Raw genomic sequence first — 21,438 nt, forward strand, 5'->3', positions numbered from 1 at the left:
GAGGGCGGCTCTTACAAATTACGGTATGAGACTATGAAAAAAAGTCTGTAAATAAGATTCTTCTATGATAATGAAGGGCGAAAGTCTGTAATCAGCCCTATCTTGATTTTCAACCGTACACCCAACGGTAACATTTTCGTATCCGTCATTCCAATCGCTTGGAACACAATCCATAAAACGCTCAATCCGTTTTGTCAGAAAGATAAAATGCAGGTCGGAACGCTCTCGTATCATATTCCAACACTCTCCACGCCAACCGTCAGCGTCCTCAATCAGAAAATCAGTAGAAAAGCAGAGATACACCATCTGTCCCGATTTTATCTTGTATGCTCCCGATTTGTTTTTAGCAATAGGGGCGTAAAAGTTATCTGTCTTTACAATATTGTTTGTGTCAATCCTCCGCTTGTAATCGCCTTTATGGATATAACAGTATTTACAGCCCTCGCTGTGTTTGTGGCAGCCACGCCACGGATTCCACATTGCCATAAAATCCTCCGTTCTGGTGTAGTTCAAATAATATTATCAGTCCATCGCCTTTGTATCTGGTTCTCTGATAATTGCTATATGTAATTTTATTGCTTCAATCAAACTTTCCTGCTTGCATTTCGTAGCGTGGCAGGGAAAATTTTTTCAGTTTTGTATTTTCCTGTATCTGTACCCTTGTTTTGCTCCAACAGATAGGACAGCGTATCCATTCCTTTGGTATAGTTCTATTTGCTGCCATTTTGCAAAACACCCTTTTTACTTTTTGTCATCTACAAATTCAAACAATTCTTCTACAGTCACATGGAATATTTTCGCTATATCCATAGCTAACTTTAAGGAAGGATTATACTTGCCGTTTTCAAGGTGAACAATGGTTTCTCTTCTCGCACCAACAAGTTCGGCAAGTTCACTTTGCTTATATCCTGCCTGCTCCCGATATTCTTTGATTTTGGTAATGAGAGCCATATTATACCCCCTTACTATCCATAACTACAAACATCACTGTTCGAATAATAGATAAAATCAAAATCGACAAAACAATCGTCCATCCAATAAATCCTGTACTGACGGCATTCGTATGACCGAGAATGGCAGCACCAAAAGCGACTACAGCCATTACACCGACAAAAAGTTTTAAACAAATTGAGTCACATCGTTTCAAGTTATGTTCCGCCATTTCGTCGATGCCTTCTTTTTTATACTTGGAAATTCGAATCATTTGTACAACAAAGAAGGAGAAGAGAAAGACACCAAGTACATATTGTGCTGTTTCATACCAGCCTTTCCAATCAGTTCTTGCCCACATCCAATAGTAGGATGTGAGGATGATAGCATAGACAATTTTAGTTCCGACAATTTCTTTTAAGGATACTTTTTTATTCATATTGTGTTTCTCCTATGTTATATATTTCGCACTTGCGATGTTATAAATATATCACTTGTGTTTATGAATGTCAATAGGAAAAGTGAAATATTTTTAACTCCCCGAAAGAAAAGAGCGACAGAGCTTTTACCCTCTGCCGCATTGTTTGCTTATGCGAAGATGATTTTCCTCTCCACAATCTCACTTGCACACGCCCGTATGTTATTCATTCTGCCTTTAACTGCTCTGTGATACCCTGTGCCTGTTTCATCTGCTCTGTGAGCATTTCAAAGAATTATGGGGTCTTAGGGGATTTTACCCCTAACAAGCGAATTTGGATAACCAAATTCAGTGCTTGGTAAGACACAATCTATCGTAGCTATCTTTAACAGCTTGGCAACCATTGTATACATTTAATTTGCTTTATATGGTCAAGTATACTCAGTATCTTCTATTTAACTACCCACTCCAAGAAATCAAAAGTGTTCAGTTTGCTATTGTTGACTTTGGGCAAAAAAGTGGATATAATATAGTAAAGTACCCTATCGATGATGAAAAATTGGGTCAGTTAAGTAGAGGTGGAAGAATGCTTCAGAAAAATGACATTGAAATTTTGAGAAAGCTGTTTAGCCAGCACAATTATATTATGACTACCGCTGAACTGACAGCTTCAAAGCTATATTACGCAGATATAAAATTGCTTTTAGATGAAGGGCTGATTGAAAGGGTAAGACGGGGCTACTATCATTGGATTGAAGACTCTGGAGAAAGCGAAATTGTAATTATCAATCGTCTGTTTCCCGATGCAGTCCTTTGTATGGAAACAGCTCTTTTCTACTACAGATACAGTGACCGAAATCCTGCTGAGTGGAATTTTGCAATTGATAAAAATGTTTCAAAATTGCGTACTAAAATCGATTATCCATTTATCAAGGCATATCGTGTTGAGCCTGCATTGGTTACGCTTGGTGAAACAACGGGGAAAATTGATTTTATTGATATTCGTATTTATGACCGAGACCGTACCATTTGTGATGTGCTGCGGAATATGAACAAGATGGATAAGGAAATTTTTAATAAGGCAATACAAGGTTATGTAAAAGACCCGAAAAAAAACATACCCAACCTTATGGAGTATGCAAAAGTGCTACGGGTGCAAAAGAGAGTTAAAGAATTGATTGGAGTGTGGTTGTAATGGCAGATATAGCGGCTTCTGTTCTTGCGAAACTTAGAAATAAAGCAAAGGCTTCCGGCATCAGTTATCAACAGTGCTTGCAACTTTTTGTGCAGGAAGAATTTCTGCGTAAACTTTCAAAATCGGGATATGAAGATAATCTTATTCTCAAGGGCGGTCTGTTTATTTACACGCTTACCAATTTTGAGAGCCGAGCTACGATTGATGTGGACTTTCTTCTTCGGGCAGCATCCAATTCGATTGAAGATGTAAAGGAACTGATTAACAAGGTAATCAACACGCCAACGGGTAATGATTATATTTCTATGACCGCAAAAGGTTTTGAGGAAATTTCACCGCAGAGAAAATATCACGGTATCAGTGCACAGATTATTGCGCAGATAAAAAATGTTCGTGTACCTTTTAATGTGGATATCGGTGTGGGTGATGTCATTGTGCCTTGTGCCGAGGAACGAGCAATCAACACACAGCTTCCTGACTTTGAAGCTCCCGTTATTAAAACCTATTCTCTTGAAAGTACCATTGCCGAAAAGTTTGATGCAATCCTGCAACGGTTTGAACTGACGGGCAGAATGAAAGACTTTTACGATATCTATTATCTTGCAAGGACTTTTGACTTCGATGGAGCAAGATTGCAGACGGCAATTTTTGAAACCTTACAGTGCCGTGGAACACCCTATGATAAGGATAGCTTCAAACGGATTCTTTCACTTGCCGAAGATGAGGATATGCAGAAACGGTGGAAATATTTTTTGAAGAATATTAAAGATGATACGCTTGAGTTTACTGTTGTGATTGATGAACTTCGAGATTTCCTTGAACCTGTGTTTGAGGCGATTTTTAATGAAGATGAATGGCAAAAGGAATGGACAGTAAATAGTGGATGGAGGTCATTATGAAATTTGAAAGTATAAAAATAAAAAAATTTTAGAAACTTCGAAGATATTGAATTGACTTTATCTAATAAGAATATTTTCTTTGGGTTGAATGATGTTGGCAAAACTAATTTCTTATATGCACTGCGGTATGTGTTTGTTACAACGCATTCGCCATTCGTGCTTTATGAGATGGATAATGTGAATTTAGTACGCATATATAGTGACAGAAAAATTAACGGTATCAGCACTTTTTATAAAGTGCCAGAAAATTATGAAAAAGCAAGAAAAATGTTAAATCGCTGCTTGTCTGAAGCAATTTTTGCAAACAAGGTGCTTTTAGTTGAAGGACCATCTGAATATATGTTATTCAGCAAGGTGCTTGCTATTGTTCACCCGTTTTATGAAGCAGATGGGACTTATATCTTACCTGTCGATGGCATCGGTTTTCAAATGTATATATCTATATTAGATGAACTTGAAATATTTAATGCAATTAGAACAGATAATGATTTGAGAGCTGTAAAAGGAAAAGGCACATACAGTGTGTTAGGTTTTTCACGCTGTAACAAGTATATTGGAAAAGAATTGCTACCTACTGAGCAAATCCAAGAAAATTCTATAGCCGCAAAGCGAGCACTATATAACGCAAATATAAAAACTCTTGATAAGATACGCAGTGAGTATAGTATTTTCTTATCAAAAGTAGATTTGGAAAACGATTTAGATGAAGTAATGCATGATAGGTTATTGACCTTATTGGGAGAAACTTCACCTGTTGATTATTTGCAAGATTCAAAGCATTACCATATGGTAAAGTTAATCGAAAAACTTTCTGATACAGATTGCAGAACAATATATAACCATTATAATTTTGCATGTTTAAATGATAATCGTACTCACAAGGTTGTTGCGGCTATTACTTTTACCATTAAAGCAGCACAAGAGATTAAAGATAGATTGTCTGTAGATATTACTCAGCACTTTATAGGAACAAATAATAGCTTCGTGATAGAAGAAATCATAAAGCCATTTATGAAGGATGTGTATGGCTCTGACTATGATATAGATATGAGTACAGATTATTCACGGGAGGCAAAAGTTAAAACTTTTCAGGATGCCATTAATAAAATCAAAAACGAAGGAGTTCTTTACTCGACCCCAACAAAAAATCTGCATTACTTCGATTTAGTAATGATAATGCAAGAATAGGTGCGGATGAGTTATCCGCTAATGGAGTGGAGTACACTTATATACCTCAAACGCCCATTGCAGAAATCACTACAGATACGGCTTGGTTATACTCTGCCATTGCTAAGTATCTAATTATAGAAAAATATTCAGCCTACGATGTTATTTCTGAAATACCTGTTGAAGGAAATGAAACTCGTAAAATAGTATCCAACATTAAGCGAATGCTAAGTAAAATTGAGCAGGCTATAATTGACGAGAATGCTTTCTATTCGGCAGTTGATGATTTGGCTGTATATTTGGGATATGAAACACGAACTGACCATCTAAAGAAATTATACCAAACTTTCGAGGCTGAGAATTTGAGCAAGTTAATTATTGTAAAATTAAATAATTATAATGCCAACTGTTTCCAGAGCAATTTAGCTAAGATATTAGCTAAGAGCAACCTTGGAATTGACAATGTGCTTATTCAAAAATAATGATATTTCCCCAATAAAAGTGAAGTGAGCCATTTTCGTGACATTAACCCACAGAATTCCTAAACATATTCTTTCTCTCAAAACGGCAGAAAAAGTTAATGTTTGCAAACTTTCTTATTGACACAATTCATACATTAGACAAGATACTTAATATAAAAATCAACTTCTATTCTGTTAAATAATCACTTTCATTATGGTATGTACCACCGAATTGTTCAAACAATGATTTCATTGTAGTTTCCTCCGTAATATATTTATTTTACTACAAATTCATCATACCCAACCATCATTACAAATACTTATAAATGCCGGAAGGGACACTTCCTTATGTGAAGTGTCCCTTTTTGGACCGTTTCCTTTTTTCATGGATTGATACAAGGAAATGCTCATTGTATTAAAGCGTAAAATCTTTTGAAATCAGTGCCTGGATTTCATTGATGAGAAGACTGGTATGATAGCCGTCGGCAGCGGCATGGGAAATTGTGACCGTAAACGGCATTTGATAGCTGCTGTTTTTCATCTGGTATTTTCCATAAGTTATAATCGGAAAGAGATTTGGGCTGCCCTCGGCAGTCATGGTGCTGTATCCGGTAAAAGACAGCCAGGGTACACAGGAAATACAGAAAAAATTAGGGGGCTGTCCGGGCCTGGCTTTGATCCCTTTGTTATTTCCGTATGCAGACAGATCCTCTGTCATCTGCCGGTAGAAAGAGGAAAAGTTTTCGGTGTAGTTCGTCCACAGGTCTGAAAAGGTGTGGTCATCATCGTGAAAAACAGTATAGGAAGGATGGACGATATCCCAATATCCGGGCTGTCCGTCTTCGGAAATACCCATTCGGAATTCTTTCATGCGGTTGATAACGGTTGAGACACAGTAGACAAAGCTCGGATAAAATCTGAGGCCTTTGCTCCTGGTCAGTTTTAAAAATTCTGTTACATCTAATTCAGCGGTCAGGCTGTAACCGCATTTTATTGTTTGGGTAAAATATTCAAAATGTTCTCTTCTCTCCCAAGTCTCGGGGTTGATATGTCTAAACATGAGGCACCTCCATTTTCTAACTATTGTATTTTATTATAAAGGAAAAAGAGCAATGTGTAAAAACAGATTGTTAAAAATATGTATAAGTTTTTTGCTGGGATATGAAATATTTTGCACGTAAGCATGAGGGTTCAGCAGTGTGCAGCATGGAAACACTGTGAATAAGATGTTCAAAAAGCCTGAATTTATGCAGTTTTTCGTTATTTAATTAACGGTGTTTTTAGACGAAAACTATTGTATGACAAATGGAAATTGTATATAATTAGATACAATATTTATAAAGAAAGGGTGATGAGATGAGTCGTTTAGAAATTGTAACGCCGGACCGTGCACAGATTGTAATGGAGGGTCTTTATAAAGATTTGGAGAGAAGGATCGAATCCAGTCCGCCGGGGATCTGCCCGGTCGATATGTCAAGGGCATTTCTTGAGTTATGTCATGCGCAGACATGCGGTAAATGTGTGCCCTGCAGGATTGGTCTTGGCCAGTTGAAAAATCTGATCAATGATGTGCTGGATGGAAAGGCAACCATAGAGATATTGGGACTGATCCGGGATACGGCGCGCTCAATCATGGACTCAGCAGACTGTGCGATCGGATATGAGGCTGCAAATATGGTATATAAAGGAGTGATCGGCTTCAGAGACGACTATCTGGAACATATCATGTACAACCGGTGCCTGATGTCATTAAAACTTCCGGTGCCCTGTGTGTCTTTATGTCCGGCGAGAGTCGATATCCCGGGTTATATTGCTTTGGTCAGGGAAGAAAGGTATGCGGATGCCGTCCGCCTGATACGCAAAGACAATCCCCTGCCGACAACCTGCGGCTTTATATGCGAGCATCCGTGCGAAGCTAAGTGCCGCAGAAACATGATCGATGATTCAGTGAACATCCGGGGATTAAAACGGGCAGCCGCAGATTTTGCCGGCAAAGTTCCTCCGCCGCCGTGCAGTGAAGAGACCGGAAAAAGGGTTGCCATTGTGGGCGGCGGACCGGGAGGACTGAGCGCTGCTTATTATCTGAGACTGATGGGACACGATGTTACAATTTATGAGATGCTGCCGAAGCTGGGCGGCATGTTAAGATACGGCATTCCAAATTACCGGCTTCCAAAGGAACGTCTGGATGAAGATATTGAGGCTATCCTTGCCACTGGTGTCAAGGTGCAATATGGCACTGTCATTGGAAAGAATTGTTCTGTAAGTGAATTGAGGGAACAGCACGATGCTGTCCTGATATCCATCGGCGCCAGCACCGATAAAAAGCTTGGACTCGAAGGAGAAGACGCAAAAGGTGTCATTTCCGCAGTCCAGTTTTTAAGAGATGTAGGCCATGGACGGTGTGAGTGCCTGGAGGGACAGGAAGTGGCAGTGATCGGCGGAGGCAATGTCTCCATGGATGCGGTGCGGACAGCAGTCCGTCTCGGTGCCAGGAAAGTAAGCATTGTCTATCGGCGGAGAGTTGCCGATATGACGGCTTTGGAGGAAGAGATTCAGGGAGCCGTGGCAGAAGGGGTTGAGGTGAAGACCCTGATGGCTCCGTCAAAGATTGAGGTATCAGAAGACGGATATGTAAAAGGAATCTGGGTCACGCCCCAGATGATCAGCAGGATACAAAATGGCAGAGCCAGTGTGAGGCCCACCGGTGAGGAAGATATCTTTATCCCATGTGAGACGCTTGTAGTGGCCATCGGACAGGATATTTTGTATGAGCATTTTGAGGAGAACGGAGTACCTGTTCAGAGAGGCAAGATCAAGACAGAAAAATACGGCGGATTTGACGATATTCCGGGAGTGTTTGCAGGGGGAGACTGTGCAACGGGACCGTCCACGGTTATTTCTGCCATCGCTGCAGGAAAAGTCATTGCTGCAAATATTGATGAATATCTTGGTTTTCATCATGAAATCACCTGTGATGTGGAAATTCCGGAGCCACGTCTTGACGACCGTCCTCCGTGCGGCCGGGTCAATATGACGGAGAGAGAAGCCGGAGAACGTGTAAATGATTTTGAAGGAGTAGAAAACTGTATGTCAGAAGCTGAGGCTTATCAGGAGTCCGGGCGGTGCCTGCGCTGTGATCACTTTGGATTCGGCGTATTTAAAGGAGGGAGGGATACGAAATGGTAACACTGACGATTGATCAAATGAAAGTAACGGTGCCTGAGGGCACGACAATTATGGAGGCGGCAGCTTCCATTCATATCGAGATCCCAAAGCTCTGTTATTTAAAAGGCATTAATGAAATCAGTGCATGCCGCGTCTGCGTTGTAGAGATGGAAGGCAAAGATAAACTGATCACATCCTGCAATAATGTAGTGGAAGAGGGCATGGTCATCTATACGAACAGTCCCAAGGTGCGGTTAAACCGCAGAAAAACGGTTTCGATGCTTCTGTCACAGCATGACGGACAGTGCATCACCTGCAGCAGGAGCATGAACTGCAGCCTTCAGAAGATCGCAAATGATTTTAATATACTGGACAATCCATTTAAAAAAGAATTCGTACATAGAGAATGGGATAAAACATTTCCTTTGATCAGGGATGCGAATAAGTGTATCAAATGTATGCGCTGCATTCAAATTTGTGATAAGGTACAGGGGCTGAATGTATGGGATGTATCCGGCACCGGAGCAAGGACGACGGTGGACGTCTCCAGAAACCGGGATATCCGGGTGGCGGACTGTTCTCTCTGCGGACAGTGCATCACACATTGCCCGGTCGGGGCGCTGAGGGAGCGGGACGACACTTCTATGCTGTTCAGCGCCCTGGAAGATGAAAACAAGATCGTGGTTGCTCAGATTGCACCGGCAGTCAGGGCTGCCTGGGCGGAGCAGCTTGGCCTTTCCAGAGAGGAAGCTCCGGTTGAGAAGATTGTGACGGCATTTCGGAGAATGGGAATAGACTATGTGTTCGATACGACATTCTCTGCCGATCTTACGATCATGGAAGAGGGGAGCGAGTTTGTCAAACGTCTGCAGGATGGAGATTTAGAAGAGTATCCCATGTTTACTTCATGCTGTCCCGGCTGGGTAAGATTTATAAAGACTCAGTACCCGGACATGATTGGAAGGCTTTCCACAGCCAAGTCTCCGCAGCAGATGTTCGGTGCGGTCATGAAGACTTATTTTGCAAAGAAACTTGGAGTAGATCCGGAACGAATCTTTACGCTGTCCATTATGCCGTGTCTGGCTAAGAAAGCGGAAAGGGAGATGGACTTATTCTATGAAGAATATGCAGGCCATGATATTGATTGTGTACTGACCACAAGAGAACTGGACAGAATGCTCCGCGCAGAACATTTAAATCCTCAATTTTTAGAGGAAGGGGAATTTGATTCTCCGTTTGAAGTGGGCACAGGTGCGGGCGTTATTTTTGGGGCAACCGGCGGTGTTATGGAAGCGGCTTTGAGATCGGCTTATTTTCTTGTGACCGGAGAAAATCCGGATGCGGATGCTTTTCATGAGATCCGGGGAGTCAAACGACAGGGATGGACAGAAGCCGAGTTTGATGTGGCGGGAAATGTCATCCATGTCGCCGTAGTAAGCGGTCTTGGTAACACAGGGAAGCTGATGGAAGCCATACGCAGAAAAGAAGTGAAGTATGAGTTCGTAGAGGTTATGGCCTGTCCGGGAGGCTGTGCCGGAGGCGGAGGCCAGCCGATCCATGACGGACAGGAACTGGCAGAAGAGAGGGGATCAAGCCTCTACTTCCTGGACCGGAATACAGATATCCGTTTCTCACATGACAATCCGGACATACAAAACCTCTATGAAGAGTTTTTTGAAAAACCACTGTCTCACAGGGCACACCAGCTACTGCATACTGAACACCAGGTCTGAATCTATCAATCTCTTTGACATGGTTTTCTTTTTTCGCTATAATAGTAACAATTTATGGAGAATGCAAGAAAAGGAGAAGCAGTATGAGCAAGATAGAGATGACGACACCATTGGTTGAGATGGATGGGGACGAAATGACAAGAATTCTTTGGAAAATGATCAAAGACGATCTTTTGTCCCCTTTTATCAACCTGAAGACTGAATATTATGACCTTGGTCTGGAGCACAGAAATGCCACTGATGACCAGGTGACCTTTGATGCGGCAGAAGCCACCAAAAAATATGGTGTTGCTGTTAAATGTGCTACGATCACTCCGAATGCCGCAAGAATGGATGAGTATGACTTAAAAGAGATGTGGAAAAGTCCGAACGGTACAATCCGTGCTATTTTGGACGGAACAGTTTTCAGAACTCCGATCACAGTCAAAGGAATTGAACCGACAGTCCGCACATGGAAAAAGCCGATTACCATTGCAAGGCATGCTTACGGTGATGTCTACAAAGGCGTGGAGATCAAAGTACCGGGAGCGGGAAAAGCAGAATTGGTATACACGGCAGAAGACGGAGCTCAGATAAAAGAGCTCATTCATGATTTTGACGGGGCAGGAATTCTTCAGGGCATGCATAACACAGAGAGTTCGATCAGGAGTTTTGCCAAGAGTTGCTTTACATACGCATTGGATACAAAACAGGATCTCTGGTTTGCCACGAAGGATACAATCTCAAAGAAATATGACCATACATTCAAGGACATTTTCCAGGAAATTTATGATGCAGAATATAAAGAAAAATTTGAAGCAGCAGGTATTGAGTATTTCTATACATTGATCGACGATGCAGTTGCCCGTGTCATGAAGTCAGAGGGAGGCTACATCTGGGCTTGTAAAAATTATGACGGGGATGTGATGAGTGATATGGTATCTTCCGCATTCGGATCTCTTGCCATGATGACCTCTGTTTTAGTATCGCCGGATGGATATTATGAGTATGAAGCGGCGCACGGAACAGTACAGCGCCATTACTACAAGCACCTGAAAGGGGAAGAGACATCCACGAATTCTGTTGCAACCATTTTTGCATGGACGGGAGCCTTAAGAAAGCGAGGCGAATTAGATTCCAATGAAGAGCTGGTTAAATTCGCAGACAGGCTTGAAAAGGCGACGATTGATACGATAGAAGAGGGAACTATGACAAAAGACCTTGCATTGATCACTACGCTTAAGAACGTCAAAGTAGCAAACAGCGGAGATTTTATCAAAGCAATCGCTGAGAAATTATCATACCTTATCGCGTGAAGCGCGTCCACCCGAAGGGTATAAAATACTATCGTTAATTGTCTCCTTCTGTTTAACCGATATTTATCCAGTAGGTTTTCCTCGAACATAAGGAGTTATTCAACAATGAAAAAGAAGATCCTGACTGTCTGGCTGTCAGGATCTTCTTTTAATATTGAAATGGAAAAAATTGCTGATTTTATTTTGACAGAATGGTATAATCAATAGCATAACATTTTCAAACAGATCAGTACTCATCAAACAATGGAATTATCCAACGATAGTTTTTTATCACTATTGGAGGAGCACATTTTAAAGCGTGACGGAGATAGTGGTAATAAACTCATAGATTACTTTAAAATATAGTTACCAAATAACTGCAAAAGAAAAATTTAGAATAACGGAAGGAGGAGCTTGTGGTGTTATCGAATGAAGATTTTCAGCAGCTTGCGGGATTGTTTGATATAAAACTGAATCTGATTCCCCAGCAACTGGGCGCCACAGAAGGACGAATCGAAACAGTGGAGAGCAGTGGGCACTTTAAAAAATAGCAGAGGATCATTCAGAACAAATTAGAAAACAAATGATCTGTTTAAGATGGAAATGTAATAATAGTAAAATTATGGTTGAAAAACAAAGAGAAATGTATTATAATGTAAATTAAGGATGAGGAATCATTCTCACCATATCTTGTACGAATATATCATTCATCTCTTCTCAACTATAAACTACTACTAAATTACGCGGCATCAGATGTACGAATCTCATTTCAACCGAATCTAAATAAAATTCTAATCCTTCCAATCATCGAAGTGAGAATGATTTCCATCCTTATACTGATGCACATGAAAAAAGAAAAAGTTCTTGACATTATTTGGTGCCCTGGAATATAATAATAAAAAATTGAGAAATCCTTTGAGCAAAAGTAAGTAGCATGTCAAGCGGTTTTACAGAGAGCTGCCGGTTGGTGGAAGACAGCAGATACGAGTCATGCGAATGGGTTTGTGAGGAGCGCAGAGAACGCATATTGTCAGTAACTGTCGACGTGATCCCGCGTTACGGGAACGGAGTATAAAAGCTTAGGCGGAGTACTCTAAGAGGAGAGTCTGTAATTTCGGAAGGACTCTTAAATTTGGGTGGCACCACGGTCTATCGTCCCTTGTATGAGGGATGATAGGCCTTTTTTATTTCATAGGAAAGTTCTACGACCTTCCCTATTTAATAAAAACGCACGATGTGAAAAGATAGGAGGATTATATGTTAAGTCCAACATTAGAACAGGTGAAAAATTTATTGACGATTTATCCGACGGTACCGGTGTTTTATGAGGTGCTGGCCGATCATGTGACACCGATTCAGGTATTTATGGCACTTAGAAAGACCGGTACCCCATCTTTTATACTGGAAAGTGTGGAAAACAGAGATCAGTGGGGGAGGTATTCATTTATCGGTGTGAATCCAAAAAAGGAAGTAAAGATAAACGGCACTGAGATAGAAATAGACGGTAAAAAGCAGACAGTGGAAAATCATATTTCATATTTAATCGAGATGGTCAATGCATACCAATCTCCGGTGCTTATTGATAAGCCAAAGCTTACCGGAGGATTTATTGGATATTTCGGCTATGACACGATTCGGTTTGTGGAAAAGAAACTGGTCAATGTGCCGGAGGATGACCTGAACATGCCGGAATGTCATTTGTGTATGTATGATGAGATTATGGCATTTGACCATCTCACGAACCGGGTGATCGTCATTCAGAATGTCCACGGGGATGATGATCTGGAGACAAAATATAAGAGCCTTGAGCCTAGAGCAAGGCAAATGATTGAACAGATCGACAATTTCCGGATGACCAGAAAAGATCGCACAGATAAAAAAGAGACTAAGATTATTTCTAATCTTACAAAGGAAGAGTACCAATCCAAGGTGGAAAAAGCAAAAGAATACATAAGAAACGGTGATATTTTCCAGGTGGTGCTGTCACAGAGATTTGAAGTGGAAAGCGAGGCAGATCCGTTTGATGTTTACCGATGTTTAAGAACAACAAATCCATCGCCGTATTTATACTTTTTTGACTTTGTAGATTATCAGATCGCAGGTGCCTCCCCGGAGATGCTCGTAAGTGTTACCAATGGAATCGTGACTACAAAACCGATCGCGGGTACTGTGCCAAGAGGGACTACGAAAAAAGAGGATGATATTCTGGTCAGACAGCTCATGCATGATCCGAAAGAACAGGCGGAGCACACGATGCTTGTAGATCTTGGGCGGAACGATGTGGGAAGAGTCAGCCGATTTGGAACAGTTCGTGTGGATAACTTTATGTCAGTAGAAAAATATTCAAAGGTTACCCATTTAGTCAGCGACGTACAGGGAGAACTGAGAGAAGACAAAACTGCACTGGATGCTCTTATGAGCATACTTCCTGCAGGCACATTGTCCGGTGCACCGAAAGTCAGAGCCATGGAGATTATAGATGAACTGGAAAATAAAAAACGCGGGCTGTACGGAGGAACCGTGGGATATCTGGCATTTGACGGAAACATCGATACGTGTATTGCGATCCGCACAGTGCTTTTTAAAGATGGAAAAGGCTATGTTCAGGCAGGAGCCGGGATTGTGGCCGATTCAGAACCGGAAAAAGAATACGAAGAGACCAAAAACAAAGCGCTGGCAGTCATCAATGCGATTAAGGAGGCGGCAGAATTATGATTTTATTAATAGACAATTACGATTCATTTACTTATAACATCTGCCAGGGGATCGGCGAGCTGTATGAAAATATTGAGGTCGTCAGAAATGATGAGGCTACGGTGGAAGAACTCGCACAAAAAGAGATCGAAGCACTGATCATCTCTCCGGGACCGGGATATCCGGAGACTGCGGGCATATCAAAAGAGGCAGTCCGGTATTTTGCAGGGAAAGTTCCGGTGCTTGGAATTTGCCTTGGACACCAGGCCATCGGCGAAGTATTTGGGGCAAAAACAGTTCATGCCAAATCTCTGATGCACGGAAAACAGAGTAAGATTCAGATTGACAGCAGCTTTCCTCTGTTTCAGGGACTTCCGGAAACAATTCCGGCAGCCAGATACCATTCTCTGATCATTGAGAGGGAGGGAATACCGGAAGTGCTCACTGTTGCGGCCGAAGACGATGAGGGCCAGATCATGGCTGTAAAACACAGAGACTATGACGTGTACGGCATACAATTTCATCCGGAATCCATTTTGACGGAGTCAGGAAAAATAATCTTTGAAAATTTCTTAAAGATGGCAGGCATAGAGACAAAGGCAGAAAATAAGGTGAAAGAAATAGAACCTGCACAGAAAACTGCAATGAAACCATATTTAGAAAAAATCGTCGAGGGAAGACATCTGACGGCTGATGAGGCATACGAGGCTATGGACTGCATCATGTCAGGAGGTGCGACCCAGGCTCAGATTGCAAGTTTTGTCACAGGGCTGCGCATGAATCATGAGACGGTGGATGAAATTACCGGATTTGCAAAAGTCATGCGCGCAAAAGCGGCCGTTGTTCCCGATGAGACAGAGGCTATTGACATTGTAGGAACCGGCGGTGACTTGGCCAGCAGTTTTAATATCTCCACAACATCCGCTTTTGTGATCGCAGGGGCGGGACAGAAGGTTGCAAAACATGGAAACCGCAGTGTCTCATCTAAAAGCGGAGCGGCCGATGTGCTGGAAGCCTTGGGTGCCAGGATCGGACTTTCCCCGGAACAGAATCAGAGATGCCTGGAGGAAGTGGGAGTCGCCTTCCTGTTTGCACAGACTCACCATGGCTCCATGAAATATGCCGGACCTGTGAGAGCCCAGCTTGGTGTGAGATCTGTATTTAACATTTTAGGGCCTCTGGCAAATCCGGCGATGACAAATTATATTGTACTCGGTGTTTACGAGGAAGATCTTCTGAGGCCTATGGCAGAAGTTATGCAGAATCTGGGTGTGAAGCAGGCAATGATCGTGTACGGGGATGATTGCCTGGATGAGATCTCCATATCCGATACGACCAGTATCTGTGAGATCCGGGATGGTAAGCTGATTTCTTATAAGATCAGTCCGGAAGAATTCGGAATCTCTATGGCAGAAAAGGACTCCATCAAAGGAGGAACATCCGATGAAAATGCGGTGATTACCAGAGAAATCCTGACTGGAAAAGAACAGGGGGCAAAAAGGGACATCGTACTTCTCAATGCGGGAAGCGCCCTTTATACCATAGGGGCCGCAAAAGATATGAAGGAAGGAATCGAGATGGCAAGGCAGTCCATTGATTCCGGCAGGGCCATAGAAAAACTGAACCAATTCATTGAATTTACCAATCGCTATTAGGAGAAAACCAATGATTTTAGATGATATTGTAGAGAAGAGAAGAGAACAGCTTGAGAGAGAAAAAGAAAATTTCCCACTGGAAGATATGAAGGAGATGGCTTTAAATTCCAGGAGGGTCTCTTTGGATTTCAAAGCCGCCCTGAAGGCTGACGGCATTTCCATTATATCTGAAGTAAAGAAAGCATCCCCGTCCAGAGGGATCATCTCAGAAGATTTCCGTCCCACAGAGCAGGCGAAGGCCTATGAGGAAGCCGGAGCAGACGCCATTTCCTGTCTGACAGAGGAACATTTCTTCAAAGGAGCAGACAAATATCTGGCGGACATCAGAGCCAGCGTAAATCTGCCGATCCTGAGAAAAGACTTTATATTTGACGAATACCAGATTTATGAGGCAAAAGTGCTGGGAGCCGATGCAGTCCTGCTGATCGCCGCGATCCTTTCAGAAGAAGAACTTATAAAACTTTCCCGGCTGGCGGCATCTCTGGGACTGTTCTGCCTTACAGAAGTTCACAATGAGGAGGAACTTCAAAAAGTTGTCCGCTGTAAATGTGATATCATCGGCATCAATAATCGGGATTTGAAAACGTTTCATGTGGACTTGAATACTACGAAACGATTGGCAAAACTGGTACCGTATGATGCAGTTCTCGTCTCCGAGAGCGGCATGAAAAACGGAAACGATATAAAGGAAGTGAAAGAGTACGGGGCCGATGCAGTGCTGATCGGAGAGACCCTGATGCGCTCGGGAGATATTAAAAATACAATCAATGAACTGAGAGGGAGTCTATGAGAATTAAAATGTGCGGGCTTCGCAGACCGGATGAAATAATTTACGCAAATGAGTGTCTTCCGGACTATATAGGGTTTGTTTTTGCTGAAAGCAGAAGGAAAGTCAGCGGCGGAGAGGCAAAAAAATTGGGGGAACAGCTGGACCCGCTTGTTAAAAAAGTCGGCGTTTTTGTAAATGAACCGCTCCGGTCACTGATTTCCATATCAGAAGAGGCAGGACTCGACATCATTCAGCTGCACGGAGATGAAGACGACGAGTATATCAGAGAAGTGAGACATAAAACCGGAAAAGAAATATGGAAAGCTGTCCGGGTGAGAACGGCAAAAGATATTCAAGCAGCGCAGGAACTCCCGGCGGATAAGCTTTTACTGGACAGTTTTTCAGAAGAGTCTTATGGAGGCACGGGGAAGGTCATGGATTTTGCTGTGCTTGATCAGGCAGAGATCAGGAAACCGTATTTTATAGCGGGAGGCCTGACGGTTGATAATTTGCCTGTGATCTTGAGAAACACAGAACCGTATGGAATTGATATTTCCAGCGGGATTGAGACCGGCGGAGTCAAGGACAGAGAAAAAATGCGGAAGGTGATACAGTTGTGCAAGAGGAGGAAAGCATGAATAAAATCGGAAGATTCGGAGATTTCGGAGGCCAGTATGTGCCTGAAATCGTAATGAACGCAGTTAATGAACTGAATGAGGCATATGAAAAATATAAAAATGATCCAGACTTTTTGGAAGAGCTGCATGAATATTATAAGAACTATGCAAACAGGCCGTCTATGCTGTATGAGGCAAAGCGTATGACCAGGGATCTGGGCGGTGCGAAGGTATTCCTGAAAAGGGAAGATTTAAACCATACCGGAGCCCATAAGATTAATAATGTGCTCGGACAGATTTTGCTTGCGAAGAGGATGGGTAAGAAGCGTATCATTGCCGAGACCGGAGCAGGACAGCATGGGGTGGCAACAGCCACAGTGGCGGCGCTGTTTGATATGGAATGTGTCGTCTACATGGGAGCGGAGGATGTGGAACGCCAGAGTCTCAATGCTTACCGGATGGAACTGCTCGGAGCAAAGGTAGTGGCTGTGCAGAGCGGGACACGGACCTTAAAAGACGCGATCAATGAGGCTATGAGAGACTGGGCTACGAATATTGAAACGACTTTTTACTGCATCGGTTCTGTTATGGGGCCCCATCCTTATCCGACCATGGTCAGGGATTTTCAGAAGATCATCGGGGAAGAGACAAAACGCCAGATACAGGAGAAAGAAGGAAAATTGCCGGACTGTGTCATCGCATGTGTGGGAGGCGGGAGCAATGCCATGGGAGCTTTCTATGATTTTGTAAAAGATAAGAAAGTGCGCCTTGTCGGAGCCGAAGCAGCGGGAAGAGGAGTTCATACAATCCAGCATGCCGCCACGATCGCCAGGGGGAGCAAGGGTATTTTTCACGGAATGAAGAGCCTTTTTCTTCAAAATGAGGAAGGACAGATTGATGAGGTTTATTCTATTTCCGCAGGGCTTGACTATCCGGGAATCGGACCGGAGCACGCCCACCTTCATGACATCGGCAGGGCAGAATATCTGAGCATCACGGATGAACAGGCGGTGTGCGCATTTGAGTATCTGACAAGGATGGAAGGGATTATCCCTGCCATTGAATCAGCCCATGCGGTAGCTGCGGCAATGGAAATAGTTCCGAATATGAAAAAGGATGAAAGTGTCGTGATCTGTCTGTCCGGGCGGGGAGACAAGGATGTATTTCAGGCAGCAAGATATAGAGGGGTGAAGTTAGATGAGAATTAAAGAAGCATTTGAGAAGAGAAAGACAAATGGACAGAAAGCGCTGATCACCTATATTGTGTCCGGTGATTTTGGATATGAGACTACAAAGAAAAACATCATGAGCATGGTAAATGCCGGGGCGGATATCATAGAAATCGGGATTCCGTTTTCTGATCCCATTGCAGAAGGGATCGTAATCCAGGAAGCCAGCCAGCATTCCCTGGAAGGAGGGACTACACTGGCCGGAATTTTTAAAATGGTCAAGGAACTCAGAAATGAAACTGATACTCCGTTTGTGATGATGATGTACCTAAATACGATCTACCGTTTTGGGACGGAACGTTTTTTTGATCTCTGCAATGAATGCGGGATCGACGGTGTCATCGTGCCGGATATGCCGTTTGAGGAAAAGGATGAGATACAGGGGACAGCCACGGCACATGGCGTTGACAATATCAGCTTGGTGACGCCTGCTTCTCACGACCGAATCGAATCCATCGCAAAAGACGCAGAGGGATTTTTGTACTGTGTCTCATCCATCGGTGTGACGGGGACAAGAAATGAGTTTACCACAGATTTTGACGCGTTTTTTGACGTGATCAAGAAAAATACAGAAATTCCCTGTGCCGTAGGGTTTGGGATTTCAGGCCCCCAACAGGCCAAAAAGATGAGCCGGTACTGTGACGGCGTCATCGTGGGCAGTGCTATTGTAAAGATCATCAGCGAGTATGGGGAAGACAGCCCCAAAAAGGTATATGAGTTTACGAAAGGCCTTCGGGATGCGTTGGATGAATAAAAATTTTTGTGCAAAATGTACAAATTGTATTGGTGAATAAATGTCAGATATTAATAAAATTTAAAAATATTTTTCTGAAAACTTATTAAAATTTTAAAAATGTGGTAAAATAAGTATATAAAGCAAAATGCTGAGACCGGAATTAGCTCCGGTCTTCTTTTATATCATAGAAAAGTTCGTTCTGTGGAATAAAAAAGCCCCTCAAAGAGTGGAGCTTAGGAGATGAAGTGGGATTGTCCACTTTGCTATTTTTCAGAGAAAGGAGCCACACTGCAGTGCAAATAGAGAAACGGATACAAGAACTTATAAAAATGGCCGGTCAGAACCATAATGTCATTCAGCTGGATGAGGTCGATCAGATCTTTGATAAGAGTTTAAGTGAGCAGGAATTTGATTATGTTATCGGCCGTCTGAGAGACCAGAGTATAGAATTTTCAGATTTTACAGCAGCAAGCCAGGCAGACCGGCAGCAGACAGACGCGGCAGAAGCTGAAAATCCTGTGATGGAGGATTCAGTGAAGGCTTATCTGCACAGGATAGGCAGGATTCCGCTGCTTTCCAGAGACCAGGAAGAAAGACTGGCAAAGGAAATTGAAGCGGGAAGCCAGTCAGCAAAAGATAAAATGATCAATTCCAACCTGCGTCTGGTCGTCAGTGTTGCAAAAAGATATGCCGCCGGCAGCAACATGGCCCTTCTGGATCTGATCCAGGAAGGCAATATAGGACTTATGAAAGCAGTGGACAAGTTTGATTACCGGAGAGGGTACAAGTTCAGCACATATGCCATGTGGTGGATCCGTCAGTCTGTCACGAGGGCTATCGCGGACCAGGCCAGGACTATCCGGATACCGGTCCATATGAAAGAAAAGATGGGGAAAGTGAACAATGCGGCCAGAAAATTTCTCGAAAAAAACGGACGGGAGCCAAATGCAGATGAACTGGCAGAATCGATGGGGATCGGCAGAGATCAAATGGATGAGATCATGAGATTGTACAGTGACACTGTATCTTTAGATTCTCCGGTCGGAGAAGAGGAAGACGCGATGCTCATAAATTTTGTGGCGGATGAGAGCATGCCGGAACAATATCAGACGGCGGAGCAGGGAATTCTCTCTGAACAGATAAATGAGATATTGTCGGAACTTACCGAACGTGAACAGACGATTTTAAGGCTGCGTTTCGGGTTTGTAGAAAACAGGATCTGGACCCTGGAGGAAGTAGGGAGAGAATATCATGTGACAAGAGAGCGCATACGGCAGATCGAAGGAAAAGCTTTGAGAAAGTTGAGAATGAAAAAAGAAACGAAATCTCTCAGAGCCTATATTGAAGACTGATTTTGGTAACAAGAGAAAAGATAACTGGGAGAAGGATGTGCCATGCAGGCACTCCTTCCTTTTTTGTTGCATATGAAAGTTCGTCCTATGGACAGGATGCGAACAAATGTATGAAGGAATCATTTGTATTCAGCAAACTGCTTAAAAAATATTTATTTTTGGTCTAACTCTTTTTCCAGGTACCAATACCTGATAAGAAAAAATGTCAGATAATGAGGCAAAGGAGCAGCAGCAAAACAGACAGAAGATAGAAAGTCTGAAGCGAACATAAGAAATACAGAGAATACAGAACCGACAACAGAAGAATCGGAAACCAAAACCAGTACCGAAACGAGCAATTTGCCAAAATATGTGGAAAATTGGGGTGAGGAGCTTAAACAGATCCACGGATAAAGAAAAAATCACAGAAGTGATCTTGGGCGCTGATGAGACGATCGTCCCCTTGGCGAATAAAAAAGGATAGGATAAAGACGGCAACAATATTTCTTTAGATGATTTCTTTGTGGATCAGGAACAGTTTAAAAAGATCAATGAACATAAAAAACAGGGGAAAGTCGGGAAGTTTAAATTGACTTATTCCCATGGAAAAGACAAAAATCTGGATAATATGAGGATACTAGTCGATGAAACACAGCTGGCAGTGATCAACCGGGCAAAGAAAAATGGCAAAACAGGGGTTTTTGGTTTTACGTTTTCTCTGTCAGACGGAAAGAAAGCCACAGTAAAAGTGACATTGACAGGAGATCACAGAGAATCCTTTGGCCCTGACGGAGGAGACTGCCAGCCGGAAACAGAGGAGACTGTGCCGGAATGGGAGTATAAGAAAAGAGCGAGAAGGGGGCGTGTCAGCAGAACAGGAGACGAGAGACAGATTCTGTGTCTCATTCTGGTGTTCGGGACGGCATTGACCGGATTTGCAGCAGGGTTAGGGAAAAAGAAAAAATAAAGAAGGCAGAGTAATAAAAGCTCCTGGGTCCCTTAATGAGTGAGGGGGTACAGGAGCTTTTTGTGAATCTGAACAGATCAGATTTGTCGAGACTATGAAAAAAAGTCTGTAAATAAGATTCTTCTATGATAATGAAGGGCGAAAGTCTTGAAAAACAGGCTTTTCGCCCTTACTTTATATATAACAGTTACAAAA

Annotated in this window: 19 protein-coding genes, 3 pseudogenes and 1 other annotated feature; of the genes and pseudogenes, 16 read left to right on the forward strand and 6 right to left on the reverse strand. The window is 42.6% G+C overall.

Going from position 1 to position 21,438, the window contains the following annotated elements:
• Positions 1-72 precede the first annotated feature (72 nt).
• The 5 genes and pseudogenes from QGT46_RS04775 to QGT46_RS04795 form a co-directional block, all read right to left on the reverse strand.
• Positions 73-486 (reverse strand): annotated as a pseudogene (locus tag QGT46_RS04775) (DUF5131 family protein); the annotation flags it as partial.
• A gap of 36 nt (positions 487-522) precedes the next feature.
• Positions 523-724 (reverse strand): annotated as a pseudogene (locus QGT46_RS04780) (cysteine-rich KTR domain-containing protein).
• Between the two features lie 17 nt (positions 725-741).
• The gene (locus QGT46_RS04785; protein WP_024726617.1) at positions 742-951 is read right to left on the reverse strand and encodes a helix-turn-helix transcriptional regulator; all 210 of its coding nucleotides are present in this window, start codon (positions 949-951) and stop codon (positions 742-744) included.
• A 1-nt stretch (position 952) separates the two neighbouring features.
• Positions 953-1,369, reverse strand: a complete 417-nt coding sequence (locus QGT46_RS04790; protein WP_148459256.1) for a hypothetical protein — start codon at positions 1,367-1,369, stop codon at positions 953-955.
• A 149-nt stretch (positions 1,370-1,518) separates the two neighbouring features.
• A pseudogene (locus tag QGT46_RS04795) lies at positions 1,519-1,640 on the reverse strand (TnpV protein); the annotation flags it as partial.
• Between the two features lie 294 nt (positions 1,641-1,934).
• Between QGT46_RS04795 and QGT46_RS04800 the strand changes: the two are divergent.
• The 4 genes from QGT46_RS04800 (at position 1,935) to QGT46_RS04815 (ending at position 5,091) form a co-directional block, all read left to right on the forward strand.
• Positions 1,935-2,543, forward strand: coding sequence for a type IV toxin-antitoxin system AbiEi family antitoxin domain-containing protein (locus QGT46_RS04800; RefSeq protein ID WP_148459258.1), 609 nt, complete (start codon positions 1,935-1,937; stop codon positions 2,541-2,543).
• Positions 2,543-3,442: a nucleotidyl transferase AbiEii/AbiGii toxin family protein gene (locus tag QGT46_RS04805; protein WP_024726620.1), complete on the forward strand. Its 900-nt coding sequence runs from the start codon at positions 2,543-2,545 to the stop codon at positions 3,440-3,442. Before QGT46_RS04800 ends, QGT46_RS04805 begins: the two co-directional genes overlap by 1 nt.
• A 177-nt stretch (positions 3,443-3,619) precedes the next feature.
• Positions 3,620-4,630, forward strand: coding sequence for an ATP-dependent endonuclease (locus QGT46_RS04810; RefSeq protein WP_148459259.1), 1,011 nt, complete (start codon positions 3,620-3,622; stop codon positions 4,628-4,630).
• Positions 4,631-4,656: 26 nt separating this feature from the next.
• Entirely contained in the window at positions 4,657-5,091 is a 435-nt protein-coding gene (locus tag QGT46_RS04815) for a hypothetical protein (protein WP_024726622.1), read from the forward strand.
• Between the two features lie 394 nt (positions 5,092-5,485).
• On the opposite strand, the gene QGT46_RS04820 is transcribed toward QGT46_RS04815, so the two are convergent.
• Positions 5,486-6,130, reverse strand: coding sequence for a chloramphenicol acetyltransferase (locus tag QGT46_RS04820; RefSeq protein WP_148459260.1), 645 nt, complete (start codon positions 6,128-6,130; stop codon positions 5,486-5,488).
• A 296-nt stretch (positions 6,131-6,426) separates the two neighbouring features.
• Between QGT46_RS04820 and QGT46_RS04825 the strand changes: the two genes are divergently transcribed.
• The 12 genes from QGT46_RS04825 (at position 6,427) to QGT46_RS04880 (ending at position 21,243) form a co-directional block, all read left to right on the forward strand.
• Positions 6,427-8,259 carry an NAD(P)-binding protein gene (locus QGT46_RS04825; protein WP_148459262.1) on the forward strand — a complete coding sequence of 611 codons (1,833 nt, stop codon included), beginning with the start codon at positions 6,427-6,429 and terminating at the stop codon, positions 8,257-8,259.
• Positions 8,253-9,971 carry a [FeFe] hydrogenase, group A gene (locus QGT46_RS04830; protein ID WP_148459263.1) on the forward strand — a complete coding sequence of 573 codons (1,719 nt, stop codon included), beginning with the start codon at positions 8,253-8,255 and terminating at the stop codon, positions 9,969-9,971. Before QGT46_RS04825 ends, QGT46_RS04830 begins: the two co-directional genes overlap by 7 nt.
• 83 nt (positions 9,972-10,054) lie before the next feature.
• The gene (locus tag QGT46_RS04835; RefSeq protein ID WP_148459265.1) at positions 10,055-11,266 is read left to right on the forward strand and encodes an NADP-dependent isocitrate dehydrogenase; all 1,212 of its coding nucleotides are present in this window, start codon (positions 10,055-10,057) and stop codon (positions 11,264-11,266) included.
• Positions 11,267-11,661: 395 nt separating this feature from the next.
• On the forward strand, positions 11,662-11,796 hold the full coding sequence (locus QGT46_RS04840; RefSeq protein WP_270430826.1) for a hypothetical protein: 135 nt from the start codon (positions 11,662-11,664) through the stop codon (positions 11,794-11,796).
• A 355-nt stretch (positions 11,797-12,151) separates the two neighbouring features.
• Positions 12,152-12,408: a binding site (T-box leader), on the forward strand.
• Positions 12,409-12,502: 94 nt separating this feature from the next.
• Positions 12,503-13,960: an anthranilate synthase component I gene (gene trpE, locus QGT46_RS04845; RefSeq protein WP_148459266.1), complete on the forward strand. Its 1,458-nt coding sequence runs from the start codon at positions 12,503-12,505 to the stop codon at positions 13,958-13,960.
• Entirely contained in the window at positions 13,957-15,594 is a 1,638-nt protein-coding gene (locus tag QGT46_RS04850; RefSeq protein WP_148459268.1) for a bifunctional anthranilate synthase component II/anthranilate phosphoribosyltransferase, read from the forward strand. Before trpE ends, QGT46_RS04850 begins: the two co-directional genes overlap by 4 nt.
• Positions 15,595-15,604: 10 nt before the next feature.
• Positions 15,605-16,384: an indole-3-glycerol phosphate synthase TrpC gene (gene trpC / locus QGT46_RS04855; RefSeq protein ID WP_148459270.1), complete on the forward strand. Its 780-nt coding sequence runs from the start codon at positions 15,605-15,607 to the stop codon at positions 16,382-16,384.
• Positions 16,381-17,001: a phosphoribosylanthranilate isomerase gene (locus QGT46_RS04860; protein ID WP_148459272.1), complete on the forward strand. Its 621-nt coding sequence runs from the start codon at positions 16,381-16,383 to the stop codon at positions 16,999-17,001. Before trpC ends, QGT46_RS04860 begins: the two co-directional genes overlap by 4 nt.
• A complete protein-coding gene (trpB, locus tag QGT46_RS04865; RefSeq protein WP_095142860.1) occupies positions 16,998-18,188 on the forward strand; it encodes a tryptophan synthase subunit beta in 1,191 nt (396 codons plus the stop codon). Before QGT46_RS04860 ends, trpB begins: the two co-directional genes overlap by 4 nt.
• Positions 18,178-18,963 (forward strand): tryptophan synthase subunit alpha, encoded by a 786-nt coding sequence (trpA, locus tag QGT46_RS04870; RefSeq protein ID WP_148459273.1) that lies wholly within the window; start codon positions 18,178-18,180, stop codon positions 18,961-18,963. Before trpB ends, trpA begins: the two co-directional genes overlap by 11 nt.
• A gap of 275 nt (positions 18,964-19,238) precedes the next feature.
• Positions 19,239-20,297, forward strand: coding sequence for a sigma-70 family RNA polymerase sigma factor (locus tag QGT46_RS04875; RefSeq protein WP_024726633.1), 1,059 nt, complete (start codon positions 19,239-19,241; stop codon positions 20,295-20,297).
• Between the two features lie 502 nt (positions 20,298-20,799).
• Complete coding sequence (locus QGT46_RS04880) at positions 20,800-21,243, forward strand: hypothetical protein (protein ID WP_301589808.1); 444 nt, start codon at positions 20,800-20,802, stop codon at positions 21,241-21,243.
• Positions 21,244-21,438 lie beyond the last annotated feature (195 nt).

It is taken from the genome of Anaerostipes faecis, assembly GCF_910574135.1.
GTDB lineage: Bacteria > Bacillota > Clostridia > Lachnospirales > Lachnospiraceae > Anaerostipes > Anaerostipes hominis.